This window comes from Gordonia sp. NPDC003585 (genome assembly GCF_040610755.1).
GTDB lineage: Bacteria > Actinomycetota > Actinomycetes > Mycobacteriales > Mycobacteriaceae > Gordonia.
Genome location: NZ_JBEXMX010000104.1, coordinates 1 through 15,203, shown reverse-complemented (window position 1 = coordinate 15,203; position 15,203 = coordinate 1). Strand labels below are relative to the sequence as shown.

Annotated in this window: 15 protein-coding genes and 1 riboswitch; of the genes, 5 read left to right on the top strand and 10 right to left on the bottom strand. The window is 67.5% G+C overall.

All coding sequences use genetic code 11. The features are described 5' to 3' along the window. Window positions 1-636: 636 nt before the first annotated feature. The 5 genes from ABZW74_RS21670 to ABZW74_RS21650 all read right to left on the bottom strand — a co-directional run bounded on the left by ABZW74_RS21670 (window position 637) and on the right by ABZW74_RS21650 (window position 3,832). Entirely contained in the window at window positions 637-1,272 is a 636-nt protein-coding gene (locus ABZW74_RS21670) for a transglycosylase family protein (protein ID WP_355279264.1), read from the bottom strand. A gap of 6 nt (window positions 1,273-1,278) precedes the next feature. Continuing rightward, a riboswitch (cyclic di-AMP (ydaO/yuaA leader) is annotated at window positions 1,279-1,459 on the bottom strand. A 263-nt stretch (window positions 1,460-1,722) separates the two neighbouring features. Then, window positions 1,723-1,971, bottom strand: coding sequence for a MoaD/ThiS family protein (locus tag ABZW74_RS21665; protein WP_240857696.1), 249 nt, complete (start codon window positions 1,969-1,971; stop codon window positions 1,723-1,725). A gap of 7 nt (window positions 1,972-1,978) precedes the next feature. Continuing rightward, window positions 1,979-3,079: a GTP 3',8-cyclase MoaA gene (gene moaA, locus ABZW74_RS21660; protein ID WP_355279262.1), complete on the bottom strand. Its 1,101-nt coding sequence runs from the start codon at window positions 3,077-3,079 to the stop codon at window positions 1,979-1,981. Beyond that, window positions 3,079-3,618 carry a flavin reductase family protein gene (locus ABZW74_RS21655; protein WP_240857694.1) on the bottom strand — a complete coding sequence of 180 codons (540 nt, stop codon included), beginning with the start codon at window positions 3,616-3,618 and terminating at the stop codon, window positions 3,079-3,081. The genes moaA and ABZW74_RS21655 overlap by 1 nt, the downstream gene beginning before the upstream one ends. 4 nt (window positions 3,619-3,622) lie before the next feature. After that, complete coding sequence (locus tag ABZW74_RS21650) at window positions 3,623-3,832, bottom strand: hypothetical protein (protein ID WP_240857693.1); 210 nt, start codon at window positions 3,830-3,832, stop codon at window positions 3,623-3,625. 196 nt (window positions 3,833-4,028) lie between these two features. Between ABZW74_RS21650 and ABZW74_RS21645 the strand changes: the two genes are divergently transcribed. Then, a complete protein-coding gene (locus ABZW74_RS21645) occupies window positions 4,029-4,442 on the top strand; it encodes a cold-shock protein (RefSeq protein ID WP_240857692.1) in 414 nt (137 codons plus the stop codon). A gap of 198 nt (window positions 4,443-4,640) precedes the next feature. Here the strand turns inward: ABZW74_RS21645 and ABZW74_RS21640 are convergent, their stop codons facing one another. Together ABZW74_RS21640 and ABZW74_RS21635 are read right to left on the bottom strand one after the other, a co-directional pair. After that, window positions 4,641-5,180 (bottom strand): DUF2771 family protein, encoded by a 540-nt coding sequence (locus ABZW74_RS21640; RefSeq protein WP_240857691.1) that lies wholly within the window; start codon window positions 5,178-5,180, stop codon window positions 4,641-4,643. A gap of 15 nt (window positions 5,181-5,195) precedes the next feature. Further along, window positions 5,196-7,226 carry an MFS transporter gene (locus tag ABZW74_RS21635; RefSeq protein ID WP_240857690.1) on the bottom strand — a complete coding sequence of 677 codons (2,031 nt, stop codon included), beginning with the start codon at window positions 7,224-7,226 and terminating at the stop codon, window positions 5,196-5,198. Between the two features lie 50 nt (window positions 7,227-7,276). Between ABZW74_RS21635 and ABZW74_RS21630 the strand changes: the two genes are divergently transcribed. From ABZW74_RS21630 to ABZW74_RS21620, 3 genes are read left to right on the top strand one after another with little or no spacing between them, the layout of a single operon-like run. After that, window positions 7,277-8,119: a DUF3027 domain-containing protein gene (locus tag ABZW74_RS21630; RefSeq protein ID WP_355279257.1), complete on the top strand. Its 843-nt coding sequence runs from the start codon at window positions 7,277-7,279 to the stop codon at window positions 8,117-8,119. Continuing rightward, window positions 8,116-8,427: a hypothetical protein gene (locus tag ABZW74_RS21625; RefSeq protein WP_355279254.1), complete on the top strand. Its 312-nt coding sequence runs from the start codon at window positions 8,116-8,118 to the stop codon at window positions 8,425-8,427. The genes ABZW74_RS21630 and ABZW74_RS21625 overlap by 4 nt, the downstream gene beginning before the upstream one ends. Before the next feature lie 12 nt (window positions 8,428-8,439). Further along, complete coding sequence (locus ABZW74_RS21620; protein ID WP_355279252.1) at window positions 8,440-10,887, top strand: hypothetical protein; 2,448 nt, start codon at window positions 8,440-8,442, stop codon at window positions 10,885-10,887. A gap of 217 nt (window positions 10,888-11,104) precedes the next feature. Here ABZW74_RS21620 and ABZW74_RS21615 read toward each other — a convergent pair whose 3' ends face one another. Next, window positions 11,105-11,683, bottom strand: coding sequence for a TetR/AcrR family transcriptional regulator (locus ABZW74_RS21615; protein WP_355279250.1), 579 nt, complete (start codon window positions 11,681-11,683; stop codon window positions 11,105-11,107). A gap of 91 nt (window positions 11,684-11,774) precedes the next feature. Between ABZW74_RS21615 and ABZW74_RS21610 the strand changes: the two genes are divergently transcribed. Then, window positions 11,775-12,914: an acyl-CoA dehydrogenase family protein gene (locus ABZW74_RS21610; protein WP_240857686.1), complete on the top strand. Its 1,140-nt coding sequence runs from the start codon at window positions 11,775-11,777 to the stop codon at window positions 12,912-12,914. Window positions 12,915-13,139: 225 nt separating this feature from the next. Here ABZW74_RS21610 and ABZW74_RS21605 read toward each other — a convergent pair whose 3' ends face one another. Together ABZW74_RS21605 and ABZW74_RS21600 are read right to left on the bottom strand one after the other, a co-directional pair. Continuing rightward, window positions 13,140-13,910 carry a hemerythrin domain-containing protein gene (locus tag ABZW74_RS21605; RefSeq protein WP_355279246.1) on the bottom strand — a complete coding sequence of 257 codons (771 nt, stop codon included), beginning with the start codon at window positions 13,908-13,910 and terminating at the stop codon, window positions 13,140-13,142. Window positions 13,911-14,074: 164 nt separating this feature from the next. Further along, on the bottom strand, window positions 14,075-15,203 hold a 1,129-nt coding region (locus ABZW74_RS21600), incomplete at its 5' end, for an MMPL family transporter (RefSeq protein WP_355279244.1).

Sequence of the window (15,203 nt, the reverse complement as noted above, 5' to 3'; positions counted from 1 at the left end):
AACGCACTCGCCATGATCCTGCTCGCCTGCGGACCGGTCACCCTCGAACTCCCATACCACACCCACACCCACCCACATCCATGACAGAAGAGCCAAATTTTCTATTTCTGGGGGAAGACACCAAGGGTCGGGGACGAAGTTTCTTCCCCGACTTTTGTGGGCGCATGTTCCTGGCGTCGCCGTCGGCGGAACGCGGCGACCGGCAATCGGTGACTGAGATCGGGCCCGTCAGCGTCCGCTTCTGGGATATACCCGGAGGACCACCGTCAGGGGCCCGATCCTGGCCACCGGCCGCCAACCCTTCCCGCCTCCACGATCGTCGGCAACGCCGACGGAGGGACGCTGACTCGAAGGCGAGTCGCCCGACACCCGCTGAACTGGGGAAATGCGTCTGGTCGTGCTCGCAAAATCTAGGGGAAGAACTTCTTCCCCGAGGTTCGTAGTCGTCCGCGAGAATTTTCTGGGGGAGGACTCCAAGACCAGGGGAGGAAGTTTCTTCCCCTACTTTTTCGGGCTCGCGAGGAGCTTCGTCGCCACCCCGCGACCGTCGGTGAGAAATGGAAAAGGGCCCCGCACGGATCAGTCATCGTGCGGGGCCCTTCGACAAGGGGCCCGGGTGGGCGGATCGTCAGACGATCAGGGCACCGGAATCAGGTGCTTGTTCTGGTTGAACAGCTTGATCTGCTCGGGGCTCAGCTGGACGCCGGTGCCCTTGGCGGCGGCCCACATCTGCTTGACCTCGGGGCGCACGTTGGCGGCGTCGAGCGAGCTGTCGACCTGGTTGGCGACATCGCCGGTGGTCTTCGCGTCGGGCGCGCTGGAGAGGTTGAACTCCGGGGTCTTGGGCTTCGGCTTCGGCGCGTTGAGGTTCGGGGTGTCGGTCGGCGCGGTGCGCGGGGTCGGACCCGACAGCGGGCCACCGCAGCTCGGCCATGCGCCCTTGCCCTGGCCGGCGAGCACACGCTCGGCGACGACGATCTGCTCTTCGCGGGTGGCCTGATCGGCGGTCGGCGCGAACTGGGTTCCGCCGTGGCCGGCCCAGGTGCCCGGGCTGAACTGCAGGCCGCCGTGGTAGCCGTTGCCGGTGTTGATGGCCCAGTTGCCGCCCGACTCGCACTGGGCGACCTGGTTCCACTCGGCGTCGGTGGCCGCGCTGGCCGAACCGGTGCCCATGAGTGCGGCGCCACCGCCCAGAACCGCTCCGGTGAGAGCGACCTTGGCGAGAGTCTTGGTGGTCGTGTTGGTCGTCTGCTTGCGATGACGTCCGGACATGAATCGAATTCCTCTCTCCACGCGCCTACGAAGTCAGCTGTCGGGTTCGAGCGAGAGGCTGCTCGGTCCCGGGGCCTGACTGCTGCCCCGGGGACTTAACCCCAAGGACATCCGCGTGGATGCCCGGTCTCAGGGGATGAGGGTGGGTCCCCCGTCCTCGCTCCTAGAAATCTGGTTCTTGGTCCGTCTCGTCAGCGGAGCGAGGCTCGGCGCGGCCGACGGGACGTTATCGTTCTGTTTGCTTTGTCGTGACCCCCCGTGGGCGGTCGTCTCGTACAGTACGTCGTTCATTCGGTCGAATCACACGTCTCGTGAAAGCTGAATTCGGTGTCGAATTCCGGACTTTCGGCCCAAATTTGGTGTCATTGCAGTTCACGGCGCTAGTGGTCGTCTCGTGTCCTACTCGTTACCCTACCGTTATGTGAGCAAGGTCACACCGCAAATGTGGCCTCAGCCACCGGCAAACGGGGGGAGGACGTCGATGACTTCGCACGTGCCCAATCGTCGAGCACGGTCACACAGTGCGACCTCGTCGCGCAGATAGGAGCAGCGCTGCAGTACCGGAGCGAGAGAAGGCTTCTCGGCCGCGAGCAACCGCTCCAGATCGCCGAGCGTGGCGTCGGCGTCGATCTCGACGACGTCGTGCTCGGTCCCCGACGCCGCGCGCGCGGCAGCGAAGTAGCGGACGGTCAGGCGCATCGGGCGATCAACCGCCGATCGCCGACATCGGCCGCGACGGCTGGCGGAAGCCGGCGGTGTTGACCGAGTGCCCGGCGGCCTTGGCCCAGGCGTTGGCACGCCAGCTGTCGGCGATCGCTGCATCGATCTCGTGGTCCGCGAGCGTCCGCAGTGCGGAGCGCAGATCGGTCTCGGTCTCGGCGAACAGGCAGTTGCGCAGAGACCCGTCCGCGGTGAGGCGAGTCCGGTCACAATCCCCACAGAACGGCCGCGTCACCGACGCGATCACGCCGACCCGGGCCGGTTTTCCCGAGGCGGTCCGCCGGCCCCCGACGATCCACGTGGCCGCCGGTGCGCTGCCGCGGGGCGCCGGGTCGTCGTGCAGGTCGAACGTGCCCCTCAGCGTGGCGAGGATCTCGTCGGCCGTCACCATTTGTCCACGGACCCAGGCGTGGTCGGCGTCGAGCGGCATCTGCTCGATGATGCGTAGCTCGTAGCCGTGGCGCAGGCAGTACTCGAGCAGGTCGGGCAACCGGGCGAGATCGGTGTGGTCGGCGAGCACCGCGTTCACCTTCACCGGGTCGAGTCCGGCGGCGTGCGCGGCGGCCAGGCCGGCGAGGACGTCGTCGAGCCGGTCGCGCCGGGTGATCTCGGCGAAGCGCTGCGCATCGACGGTGTCGAGGGAGACGTTGATACGGCTCAGTCCGGCGTCGACGAGTCCTTGGGCGCGCCGGGTCAGCCCGAGCCCGTTGGTGGTCATCGCGATCTCGGGTCGCTGCGGCAACCCGGCGACCCGCGCGATGATCTCTTCGAGGTCGCGGCGCAGCAGCGGCTCACCGCCGGTGAATCGGATCCGCTCGATCCCGAGGTCGCGCACGGCGACGGTGAGGATGCGCACCATCTCCTCGGTGGTCAGGACGTCGGCGGTATCCATCCAGTCCAGACCCTCGGCGGGCATGCAGTAGGTGCACCGCAGGTTGCACCGGTCGGTAACCGACACCCGCAGATCACGAGCCACGCGGCCGAATGTGTCCACGAGCGGGCCGTCGACCGGGGCGGGCTCGCGCGGGTTCCACGTCGCGGGCTGCGCCACCCGACGCGTAGGTAACCCCAGCGCGACCGCGGTCATCAGTCGCCTCTACGGGCTTCCAGCGCGCGGAAAGTGCTGGCGTGGAACACAAGTGGCTCGACGGTCGGGTCGGCTCGCAGGGTCTCGATCTCGAGCAGGACGACGGTGTGGTCGCCCGCCTGGATCTCGTTGTGGATGGTGCAGGACAAGTGGGCGGCCGCGTCCGGTACGAAGACGGCGCCGTTGTCGGCGAGCAGCGGGGTGATCCCGTCGAAGCGATGTTCGGCGGCGCCGGCGAGCTGACGGCACAGCAGCGACTGGTCGCCGGCAAAGACGCTGACCCCCACCGCGTGTGCCCCGCGCAACCGCGGCCACGTGCTCGACGTGTTCTGCACACAGACCGAGACGAGCGGTGGATCGAGCGACACCGTGGTGAACGAGCTCGCGGCCATTCCGATCAGTTCGCGCGAATCTGCGTCGGCCGGGTCCTGCGCGCACACCGCGACCACACCGGAGGGGAAACAACTGTAGGCGGCGCGTAGGGCGGCGGCGTCCGACGCGGGCGCCAGATCCGGGCCGATGTGCTGTGTGACGGTCACGGTCTCACCTCACCCTTCGCCCGGAACGCAGCGCGGCCACCAGGCCGAGGACAAAACCGAGCGGTGCGCACATCGTCAGCAGGTAGACGGCGGTGGGTGCCGTGGATCCGTCGGCCACCAGAGGTGTCACGAACAGGGCCACGACGGCCAGCACGCCGATGACGAAAACCACCCCGGCGATCGCGACCAGGCGTGGTGATCCAGCACGTTGCATACCTTCACGGTAATGCACTGCAACCGCGATCCGACGCCGAGCGGTACGCGCACCGGTAATGCCCGTGACGGCCCGATCTCCGGTTGGCTACCATGGACAAACCAGACGCCTTGCTCATCGGTCCGAGCTTGTTCTTGTGAGGATGGGTGACGGCGTCTTTTGTTGTGACAGATCCGATCAGATGAAGGTGAGCACGGTGCCGACCGGCAAGGTGAAGTGGTACGACGCGGACAAGGGCTTCGGATTCCTCGCGCAGGACGAGGGCGAGGACGTCTACGTCCGCTCCTCGGCGTTGCCCGAGGGTGTCGAGGGCCTCAAACCGGGCCAGCGTGTCGAATTCGGCATGGCTGCGGGACGGCGTGGGCCGCAGGCGCTCAGCGTGAAGGTTCTCGAGCCGGCGCCGAGCGTCGCCAAGAACACGCGAGAGGCAGTGCGCAAGGAGACCAAGCGGCACAGTCCCGACGAACTGCACGGCATGGTCGCCGATCTGATCACCCTGCTCGAAGCCAAGGTGCAACCGGACCTGCGCAAGGGCCGCTACCCCGACCGCAAGACGGCGCAGCGGATCTCCGAAGTGGTACGCGCGGTCGCCCGCGAACTCGAGCACTGACTCGAAGCGTTCGGTGAGCGACGCTGTGAACTGGGGAGATACGTCGGCGTCCTGCCGCAAAATCTAGGGGAAGAAACTTCTTCCCCGGGGTTCGTAGTCGTCCGCGGGAAATTTCTGGGGGAGGACTCCAAGGCCCGGGGAAGAAGTTTCTTCCCCTACTTTTTGTGGGCACGGTGACTGCGATCGGACCGCCGCTTTTCAGACCTGCGGGATGACGTAGTCCTGCGGCTTGGTGTCGATGGCGAAGGTGCCACGCGCGGTGTCGATCGTGCCGTCGGGCCCGACGAGTGCCGACGGCAGATTGACCGTCAGACCGATCAGCACCCGGTCCGCCTGTGATCGCAGCATCACCGTGAAGGTCGTGCCGGATTGAAAGGTGCCCTCGTCCTCGATGAGACCCTTCGGCGTCGAATACAGGCGGGTTAGCGCCCAGGGGCCCTCCGCGATGTCGCCAGACACCGACAACGCGGCCGTCGAACCGATCGGCACCGCGACCTGTGGGGTCGGCGACTGGGGCGCGGAGAGCGGCGGGTCGCAGTGCCGGACGAAGATGTCGCACCAACGCACCGGTTCGATTTGGTGGAGATCGCCATCGACGCTCAGGTGCAGATACGGCACGTGCTCCTCGGGTGCGTCACGCACCAGGAGGAACACCGACACCCCGACGACCGCGACGAACGCGACCGCTACCGCGGCGATGATCGAGACGGCCTTCTTCTCACCACTGCTCAGATTCATAACGCTCAAATGGTCTCAGCGGTATTCGCCGTGGTTCGCGCGGGGGTGGGTCCCCGGCGCACTGGGGTGCGGCCGGGTCGGTGCGGCACCGGGTCCGGAGGCGCGCTCGGTGCGCGGATGTGCGCGCACCCGTTCGGTGTTGGCCGCGGCGAAGGCCATCGTCGGCATCGCGTGATCCGGTCGGCGGCCGCCGAGCCCCGGCACCAGCGACGACCCGCGCATCGTCATGATCGTCTGCAACAGCCCGATCCCGAGCAGCACCGACACGACGGTGAACCCGAGCCACAGATACGGCGGCAGCAGTACTCCCAGCGAGGCGCCGAACACCCACGACAACTGGAGGACGGTTTCGGACCGGCCGAATGCCGACGCGCGCGACTCGTCGGGCAGGTCGTCCTGGATGGACGAGTCGAGGCATACCTTGCCGATCGCGCTGGTGCCGGACGCGACCAGCGCGGCCAGGCACGCGGCGGGCACATTGCCGAAGATCGCGGCGAGCACTGCGACGACGAAGCACGCCGCGGTCGACCACACCACGATCATCGGCGGGTTCTTCAACTCCAGCCGAGTGCCGACACCGTTGCCGATCGCGTTTCCCACACCCGCCGCCGCACCGACCGCGCCGATCAGGAGCAGCTGGGTGAGCCCGCCCTCGTCGGGGTTTGCCGTCTGCTGCGCCTTGGCGTAGAACGCGATGAACAGGGTGAGGAATCCGGTCAGGATGCGGATGGTGCCGTTGCCCCACAAGCCGGCGACGACCTTGCGGCCCAGCGGTTGCCGCATCTTGGCGGCGAGTCCCTTGGCACCGTCCTTGGCGCTGCCCAGCACACTCTCGTGCTCGGGGACCGTCGAGCGTGCGGGTTCGCCGTGATAGGTGAAGGTCGTCGGGATCTCGCCCTCGGTGACCTCGACCCAGGACGGGATGCGCATGCACAGGTAGGCGCCGGCGGCCGCGACGATCGCCAGCCACAGCATCGCGCCGGGGAGATGGAACGGCAATGCCTTGGCGAGGACCACCTCGATCAGGGCCGCGATCGCACCGCCGATGATGGTGCCGCCGACCAGACCGAACATCGTCAGGCGTGAATTCACTCGCGGCAGGTCGATGGTCGGCGGGACCACGCGTGGCGTGACCGCGGATTTGAGCACCCCGAACGATTTCGACAGCACCAGCAGACCCAGTGCGCACGGGTAGAGGACCCAGGGGTCGTAGTTGAGTTGCCCGGCGGCCTCGTCCCAGCTGACGTTGGCCATGATCAGCAGGGCAAGCACGACGCGCAGCCCGAAGGTCGTCGCCATCGCGATGCGTCGTCCTCGCTGCAACCGGTCGAGCAGCGGCCCGATCAACGGCGCGATCAACGCGAAGGGCGCGATCGTCAGCGCCAGATAGAGCCCGACGCTGACCTTGGACTCACCGGACGCGGCAGCGAAGAAGAGCGTGTTCGCCAGGGCCACGGCCATCGCCGCGTCGACCGCGAAGTTCGCGATCACCGGGAGCGTCAGCGCGGTGAGCCCCGACTGGTCGGCGCCGTCGGCGGTCGCGGCCCGCTGGATCTTGTCGATGCCGCGACCGGTCAGTTCGCGTCCGCGCAACGCCGCCACGCGCACCACGGTGAGCTTCTTGGGCATCCGGACGTTGTCCGGGGAGGTCGGCATCGCACGGGTGCCGGACCTGCCGTCATTCAATTGGTCGGTGGCATCCTGCTCGTCCAGCGGTGGCAGGTGGGGATTGTGGGTCGGTGGCGGCAGGTAGGCGTTCTGCCCGCGTGGGCCGGGAGCGGGGCGTCCGGGGCCGCCGGGCGTCGGCGGACCAAAACCGGGCGCCGGGCGCCGCGCTCGACGAGTGGTTTCCTGCGCCGGATAGTTGGCCGTACCAGGGTGATCGGCGCGGGGATCGGCTCGGGGGCGATCGCTTCTGCCGTTGTCGGGGCCGTAATACTGCGGCTGGGCACGGCGAGGATCATCGGCCGGCCGGTACTGGGGGTTCGCCGGACCGCCGGGGGCCCCGCGCCCCTCGTCATGTTGTCGGGAACTCGGTCGGTGCACTCCTCGATTCTTCCTCATCCGGGGCCCTGCCCGCTTGAAGCGGGCCGCCCGTGTACGACACCCGCATGGTGTTGCACACTGGAGAGGTGAGCGAACCCAGTGACATCGATCGAATCGGCGACACCTCGCCCCGGCTGTTGGACGCCGTTGATGTCGCCCGTGATGCGCTGATCGACGACGGTCAGCACCCGGGACCGCATCGTCGAAGCGTGGCCGAAGGTGACTGGGCGGCCGCTCACTACTTCGACGCCGACCTCGCCGGCTACCGCGGATGGCAGTGGTGTGTGGTGCTAGCGGGCGCGCCGGGCACCGACGAGATCACGGTGAGCGAGCTCGTGTTGCTGCCGGGTGACGGGGCGCTGCTCGCCCCGGCCTGGTTGCCGTGGGCCGACCGCATCAGCACGGGAGACCTCGCGGCCGGCGACCTGTTGGCCGCCGAACCCGACGACCCGCGTTTGGTGCCCAATCAGATCGACACCGGCGACGAATTCCGGTTCTCCTCCGACGAGCCCGACCCGGACGAGGTCGGGCAGGTCGACGGCGAGATCGGACTGGGCCGTCGGCGCCTGCTGAGCCGCGATGGCCGCGACGACGCCGCACAGCGTTGGTACGACGGTGATTTCGGCCCGGCGTCGGAGATGGCGCGAGCTGCGCAGTTCTCGTGCTGCAGTTGCGGCTTCTACATTCCGCTGAGTGGCGCGCTGCACGCCGCCTTCGGTGCCTGTGCAAACGAGTACGCCGCCGACGGCCGGGTGGTCTCCGCGGAATACGGATGTGGGGCGCATTCGGACGTGCCGCCACCCAAGGGCGGCGAGGGATCGCCTGCCTACGACGCCTACGACGACGGCGCGCTCGAGATCGTCGCCGCGGCGCAGAGCCTGCCGACCGGTTGAACCCCGCCGCCGCGCCGGACCCGTTCGACACCGCCGCCGTGCGCGCGGCAACCCTGGAATCCTGGCGGTCGTCTCCGACGCGACTCGCCGAAGACATCGCGGCCGAGACCGATCTGGTGACGGTCGGATACCGCGACCGACTCCTGACCGAACTCGCGGCCAACGCCGCGGACGCGGCCGCGGTCGCCGGTGAGCCGGGAGAGTTGGCGGTGTGGCTGTCCGGACGCGAACTGCACGTCGCCAACACCGGGGCGCCGCTGACCGTCGAAGGAGTGCGGTCGTTGTCGGCGTTGCGGGTGTCCGCGTAGCCGACAACCGCAGTGGCGGAAGGGAATTCGAGACAGGTCGGCCGATTCGGGGTGGGTTTCACGGCGACCGCGGTGGTGGCCGACCGGGTCGAGATGCGGTCGACGACCGGGTCGGTGGTCTTCGACCGTGCGCTGACCGAGGAGGTCATTCGTGAAGCCGGAGCGCGGCTGGCCGATTCGGTGGAGGTTCCTCTCCTTCGATTGCCGTGGCCGTCGGATGTTCGGCCGCGCAAGGGATTCGATACCGAAGTTGTCCTCTACCTCCGCGACGGTTCGGACAACCTCGTCGCGCCGATGATCAGCGAGGCGTCCGACTTGCTTCTGGAACTGCCTTCTCTGCAGCGAATCTCGGTGGGGGAAGTGGAGTTCGGGGTAGATCGGCACCGTCTGCCCGAGTTGTCGTCGGACGGGGCGGTCGTGACCCGCATCGCCCCGACCCGGGACGGCGTGCAGTCGGCGGCCTGGCTGCAGGTTGCGACCGGTACGACCCGTTGGCTCGCCCCGGTCGACGGCCCAACCGTTGCGGGGCATGACGTTCTGCGGGCGCCCACCCCGACGGGTATCGAACTGAGTTTGCCGTGCCGGCTGATTGCGGACCTACCACTCACTCCGGACCGCCGTAACCTGCACCCGAGTGCCGATATCGCCTCTGCGGCTGTGGGTTACGCCGATCTGATCAGACTCTTCGGGCCGCGCCGCCGACTGCGGCTGGTACCCGAGCCGCACCTCGCGCGTAACCGCGACGATGCGCGCCTCATCGACGCGGTGCTCGCGGACCTGCGTCGAACGTCGTGGTTGCCTGCCGCCGATGGTGCCGATCTGGTTCCATCGAGATCAGTCGTACTGGTCGGACTCACCGCCGAACTCGCCGACGTGCTCGGCGACCTGTTCGGCGACCTCGTCCACCCCGACATCTCCGACGCGGGAAGCACATCGGTGCTGGGTCGGCTCGGCGTCGTCGAACTGGGGTTGGCCGGACTGGCCGATCGGCTGACGGGCGTCGAGCGTCCGTCGCAGTGGTGGCAGCGCCTGTATGCGGCGCTCGCCCCGCTGGTGGGTACCGGCCGTGAGGTGGAAGAGATTGCCGCGCTGCCGGTTCCGCGGTCAGACGGGCGAATGGCGGTCGGTGCGCGCGGTTTGTTTGTCTCCGATCGGATCACCGGCGCGGCGCGATGGCTGCCGATGGTCGATCGGCAAGCGCGTCACCCACTCGTCGAACGTATGGGTGCCCAAGAACTGACCGTCGAACAGGCGTTGTCGGATCCCGCTCTGCGGCAGCTGATCGAGGACGCGGACCTCGACTCCGACGGCGGGCTCGCGGACGAAGTACTCGCGCTGGTCGCGGCCGATCCCGACGCCGCCCTTCCGGCTTGGCTTGCGCAACTGCCGCTGCCCGACGCCGATGGTGAGTGGCGCCCTGCCGACGAACTGCTATTGCCCGACAGTCCTCTCGGAGCCGTCCTCGTCGACGACCATCCCTTCGGGGTGGTGGATCGCGAGCTGACGCAGCGCCACGGTGCGTCGACGTTGCGCAGGGTCGGGGTGGGCTGGGGATTCCTTGTGGTCTCCGACGAACTCCCCACCGCCCCCGACCACGACCTTCCCGACGAGGAGTTGTGGTGGGATTCGCTGACCGAGCTGCCGGAAAGCCTCTCTGCGGTAGGTGATCTGGACCTCGTCGATGAGCAGCGCTGGGCGGCGGCGTTGACGCTGCTCGCCGACGACGAGGAGATCGTCGAGCTGCTGGGTGATCGAGACGGGTACACGGCGTGGTGGTTGCGGCGGTGCGCGATCATCGACGGCCACCCGCTCGGCGATTACCGTGCGCCCTCCGACGAGACTCTCGTCGGGGTTCTGGATCCGCTCGATCACCCACAGGCCGACGCCGTCGCCGGCGCGCTCGCCGAACTTCCGCCCGCGTCCGCGGCGGAGGCGTCGCGACTCCTCGACCGCCTCGGCGACCCCGACCGCGAGGTGAGTGCCGGTGTCGCGGTGTCGGTCCACGCGTCGATCGTCGGCGCGTGTCGGTCCGGGGTGATCGACCCAGCCGACATCGACCTGCCCGACCGGGTGCGCACACTGGCTGCAACGGCGGTCGCCGACGCGGTTGTTCTCGACAAACCGTATCTGCTGCAGATGGTTTCGGGAGAATCTGTGGTCTTGGCCGGAACAGCGGCCGAGGCTGCAGACGCCGAGACACTCGGCGTCGTGCTGGACTTGCCGCTCGCATCGGAGGCTTTCGCCGCCGAGATCCGGGATCCGGGTGATGCCGTGACGTGGTCGCATCCCGAGGCGGTGCGGTTTGCCGCTCAGCGGGGTGTCGAGGTGCGACACGGTGAGGTGCGAGTGCACGACGAGTTGTGGGTGACGTTGCGCCGCAACGATTCTGTGATCGAGTCGCGCGTGGGATGGTGGATCGACCATCAGGGCGTCACCCACCTCGAGCGCGCCGGCCATTGACCCAGGTACCGCTGCCTGAGGTGCTCGAGGCGCTAGCCCGTTTTCCGCTGCCTGAGGTGCTCGAGGCGCTAGCCGAGAGCCTCGAAGGCCCAGGTGCGCTTGCGATGTCATCTCACCAGGGCGAAGCCCGCACCCTTCGAGACGCTCGCAAGTTCGCTCCTCAGGGCGGCGCCTCACCCGTCGGGAGGGGGCTCTCGCACCCAGCCGGCGGGGTGGGTCAGTCCGCGTCGATCCCCGCAGTGAGGATCGACGCGAGTTGGCGGTACGCGGCGGCGTGGTCGAGCCCGGTCGCCGTCGCGACCTCGCCGCGCTGGATGCGCGTCATCATCGACGCTGCGAGATCGGCGGCAAAGACGGGGTCGACATCGCGGAAAACGCCTGCGGCCGCACCGTCGGCGATCAGTTCACCCACGCGTCGAGCTGCCGCCTCGGTGTTCATCTCGTACAGCGCCCGCGTCGGCGCGAACGCGTCCAGATCCCGCATGAACGCGGCCGACGCAGGTGCGAGCGCATCCCCGACCGCAAGTAGGTACGTGATGACGCGCTCGCGGGGATTGTCGACGGCAGCCACGCGCTGCTCGACCTCAGTCGTCGCTTCGCGAAAGAAGTGGGTCACCGCCATGGTCGCGAGCTGTTCCTTGCTGTCGGCGAGGGTATAGAGCGTCGATTTGGAGCAGCGCAACTGCGCCGCGATGTCGGATATGGCCAGATGAGCGAAGCCGTCGCGCAGGAAGAGTGTGACCATCGCGTCGAACAGCGCCGCACGACGACGAGTCGCGAATGCGGAGGACGTCATTGGATACCCCCTGTCCTTTCGGTTGCCCGGCGACCTCATAGTACTGTAGACAGTACTTGAGTACTATTTCAGTTTCTTGTTGGAGGTATCAATGCCGGTCGAACGACTGCTTCCCAGCGACGAGGCACGTGACCTGATCGCGCTGGTTCGCGACGTCGCCGACAAGCGGATGGCGCCGATCGTCGACGATCACGAGAAGGCACAGACCTACCCTGACGGCTTGTTCGCCGAACTGGGTGCCGCCGGCCTGCTCGGGTTGCCATACCCGGTGGAGTGGGATGGCGGCGGTCAACCCTATGAGGTGTACCTGCAGGTACTCGAGGAACTGGGTGCCCGATGGGCAGCCGTCGCCGTCGCGGTGAGTGTGCACGGTTTGGCGTGTCACCCACTGATGAACTTCGGTACCGACGAGCAGAAGCAACGCTGGCTGCCCGATCTGCTGAACGGCCGGCTGGTGGGTGCTTACAGTTTGTCGGAGCCACAGGCCGGATCGGATGCGGCAGCACTCAATTGCCGAGCCACCGCCGTCGAGGACGGATACCGAATCAACGGGTCCAAGGCGTGGATCACTCATGGCGGGATCGCCGACGTGTACAACCTCTTTGCCCGCACAGGCGAAGGGTCCAAAGGGATTTCGTGCTTCTTGGTTGCACGCGACACGGCAGGGCTCAGCTTCGGCAAGCCCGAGGACAAGATGGGTCTGCACGCTGTGCCGACGACCGCGGCCAACTACGACGACGCGCTGATCGACTCCGACCGACTGATCGGCTCCGAGGGTCAGGGGCTACCGATCGCGTTCTCCGCGTTGGACTCCGGGCGTCTGGGCATTGCTGCCGTCGCGACCGGTCTTGCGCAGGCGGCGCTCGACGCGGCGGTCGAGTATGCCCAAGAGCGAACAACGTTCGGTCGCAAGATCATCGACCACCAGGGGCTGTCCTTCGTGCTGGCCGACATGGCGGCGGCGGTGGATTCTGCGCGGGCGACCTACCTCGACGCAGCCCGCCGCAGAGACGCTGGAATGCAGTACTCGCGCGCCGCCGCAACAGCCAAACTCGTCGCCACCGACGCGGCAATGAAGGTGACGACCGACGCGGTGCAGGTCTTCGGCGGCTACGGATACACTCGCGACTTCCCCGTGGAGCGGTACATGCGCGAGGCCAAGATCACCCAGATCTTCGAGGGCACCAACCAGATTCAGCGACTCGTGATCGGACGTGCGCTCGCCGGCTGAGGACTGGTGCGCGCCTTGTCGGGAGGGTGCCATCCGCTGCCCGCGTGCGAGGAGTTGCCATCCGCTGCCTGAGGTGTGACGAGCGCTAGCGAGGAGCCTCGAAGGCCGGGCGAGATGACACCGTCGTCTCACCAGCCCTTCGAGGCTCGCTCCGCTCGCACCTCAGGGAGCGGGGGGAGGGGGAGGCGCTCGGCTGTCGTCTTGAGCACTTCATGTTCGCCTCGTTCACCGAGGATCGTAGAAGAACGCGCGGCGTTCGCGACGTCGGAAGCTGGGTTCACCCAGTCGCACAATCAGTTTCAAGATCGCCGGCACTCGGGCGAACACGGATGCGCGATCGGCGGCGCTGAGTCCCTTCACCATGAACGGTGCCATCTGGAACGTGTCCCGTAGCGACGAACCCTCGCCCATCTTGTCCTCGAAGGCACTCCACTCGGCGGGTGTCATGTGTCGCTGCACGATGGCGATGGCCTCGCCCTCCTCGTGTGCGAGGTGCGCAGACAGCACGTCACGAGTCCGGGCGAGTGCATCCGACAGTTCGGCTCGGACGCCCTCGTCGCCTCCGAATTCGGGGTCGTCGGTGGCCATCCGCAGGAACCCGGCGGTGCACAGTGCCAGCAGAGGGTCGATGACCTCGTGTTCGGCTTCCATGGCGTACAGCACCACCTGCTCGGCGTCGGAACTCCGGCCCAAGAGCAGCGGCCACAGCGTTTCGTCCTCACCGGTGTGATGGTGGTGCAGCATCTCGCTGAACATCGCCCAGCGCTCGGCGAGCGCTCCCCAGGTGTCGAGGTCGTCTACCGGGGTGCGTGGTGCGCACGCCGCGAAATCGGCCAGATCCCGACGGAAGGCGTGGTGCACGACGTACATCATGAACGGGTCGATCGGGCCTTCCGGCGCTGCGGCCTGCCCGGGCAGACGCAACTGGACGGGGTAGGTCTCGTCCGTGGTCTCGATGTGCGACGCGTAGGCGAGGGGGCGGGCGGAGGTGGTCATCGTGGTGGCTTTCTCTGTGCGTGATCGGTGGGTGTTCGGGTTGCTGGGTCAACCATGCGCGTGGTCGCTTGTGGCCCACTTGAGGGCGACTTGAGCCGCAGCGCAGCGGCCCGTGACCTGCGCCGACAGCACCCGGTCAGGGGTGCTGACGGCGCAGTGGTCACTCAGACCGGTTGCAGTTCGCCGTCGGGATCTTCAGTCGCGGTCGGCCGCACGGTCTGCTGTTCGACGGACGGCGTCGGATGGCCATGACCTTCGACGTCGACGTTCGGGAGGATTCGGTCCAGCCAGCCCGGCAGCCACCAGTTGAACCGGCCCAGGAGCGTCATAGTCGCGGGCACCAGGACCATGCGGATGAGCGTCGCGTCGAGCAGCACGGCGGTGGCCATGCCGAGTCCGAGCATCTTGAGGACCACATCGGCTTCGGTGGCGAAGCTCAGGAACACCGCGACCATGATTGCCGCCGCGCTGGTGATGACGCGTCCGGTCCGGGCGAGTCCGCGCACCACGCTGCCCTTGGCGTCGCCGGTTGCCAGCCAGTCCTCCCGGATTCGGGAGAGCAGGAAGACCTCGTAGTCCATCGAGAGTCCGAAGAGAATCGCGAAGATGAGGATCGGCACCCAGCTCGACACGGCGACGGTGTGGTCGAGGCCGAAAAGTTGCATACCCCAACCCCATTGGAACACCGCGGTGATGACTCCGTATGCGGCGACCACCGAGAGAAGGTTCATCAACGCTGCCTTGATCGGCACCGCGATCGACCGGAAGAGAACCATCAGCGCCAGCACCGACGCCGCGACGACGAACCCGATGACCACCCACAGACGTTCCTGGAGTTTGTCCGAGATGTCACTGAAATACGTTGTCGCACCGGTCAGTATCGCGCCCTGGGGAAGGGCCGAACGCACTGCGGCGAGCATCTCCGGCGTACCGTCCGCAGCCGGATCGTAGGCCGAGGTGACGGAGATGACGGCCAGTTCACCGTCTGGGGAGATCGCCGGCGCCGACACCGCGGCCACGCCCGGAATGGATGTGATACGTGCTGTCGCCGAGGCCAGCTCGGCGCCACTGACCGTGTCGGTCGGTGCGACGATCAGGATCTGCGAGTTGGCGCCGGGACCGTACTCGTCGACCAGGATGTCGTGCGCGCGTCGCGTGGTGAGCTCGGTCGACTGGGCGCCGGAGTCCTGCGGCCAGGTGCGCATGCCGAGTGCGGGGACGGCGAGGGTGACCATCACGATCACCGCGAGCAGCCCGAAGGCCACCGGCCGTCGTCCGACAGCGGCCGCCCAC

Coding starts and splice junctions, on each gene's coding strand:
- ABZW74_RS21665 (WP_240857696.1), bottom strand. CDS start 1,971: ATGCGCCTGACCGTCCGCTACTTCGCTGCCGCGCGCGCGGCGTCGGGG.
- ABZW74_RS21615 (WP_355279250.1), bottom strand. CDS start 11,683: ATGACGTCCTCCGCATTCGCGACTCGTCGTCGTGCGGCGCTGTTCGAC.
- ABZW74_RS21610 (WP_240857686.1), top strand. CDS start 11,775: ATGCCGGTCGAACGACTGCTTCCCAGCGACGAGGCACGTGACCTGATC.
- moaA (WP_355279262.1), bottom strand. CDS start 3,079: ATGACCGCGGTCGCGCTGGGGTTACCTACGCGTCGGGTGGCGCAGCCC.
- ABZW74_RS21605 (WP_355279246.1), bottom strand. CDS start 13,910: ATGACCACCTCCGCCCGCCCCCTCGCCTACGCGTCGCACATCGAGACC.
- ABZW74_RS21640 (WP_240857691.1), bottom strand. CDS start 5,180: ATGAATCTGAGCAGTGGTGAGAAGAAGGCCGTCTCGATCATCGCCGCG.
- ABZW74_RS21670 (WP_355279264.1), bottom strand. CDS start 1,272: ATGTCCGGACGTCATCGCAAGCAGACGACCAACACGACCACCAAGACT.
- ABZW74_RS21650 (WP_240857693.1), bottom strand. CDS start 3,832: ATGCAACGTGCTGGATCACCACGCCTGGTCGCGATCGCCGGGGTGGTT.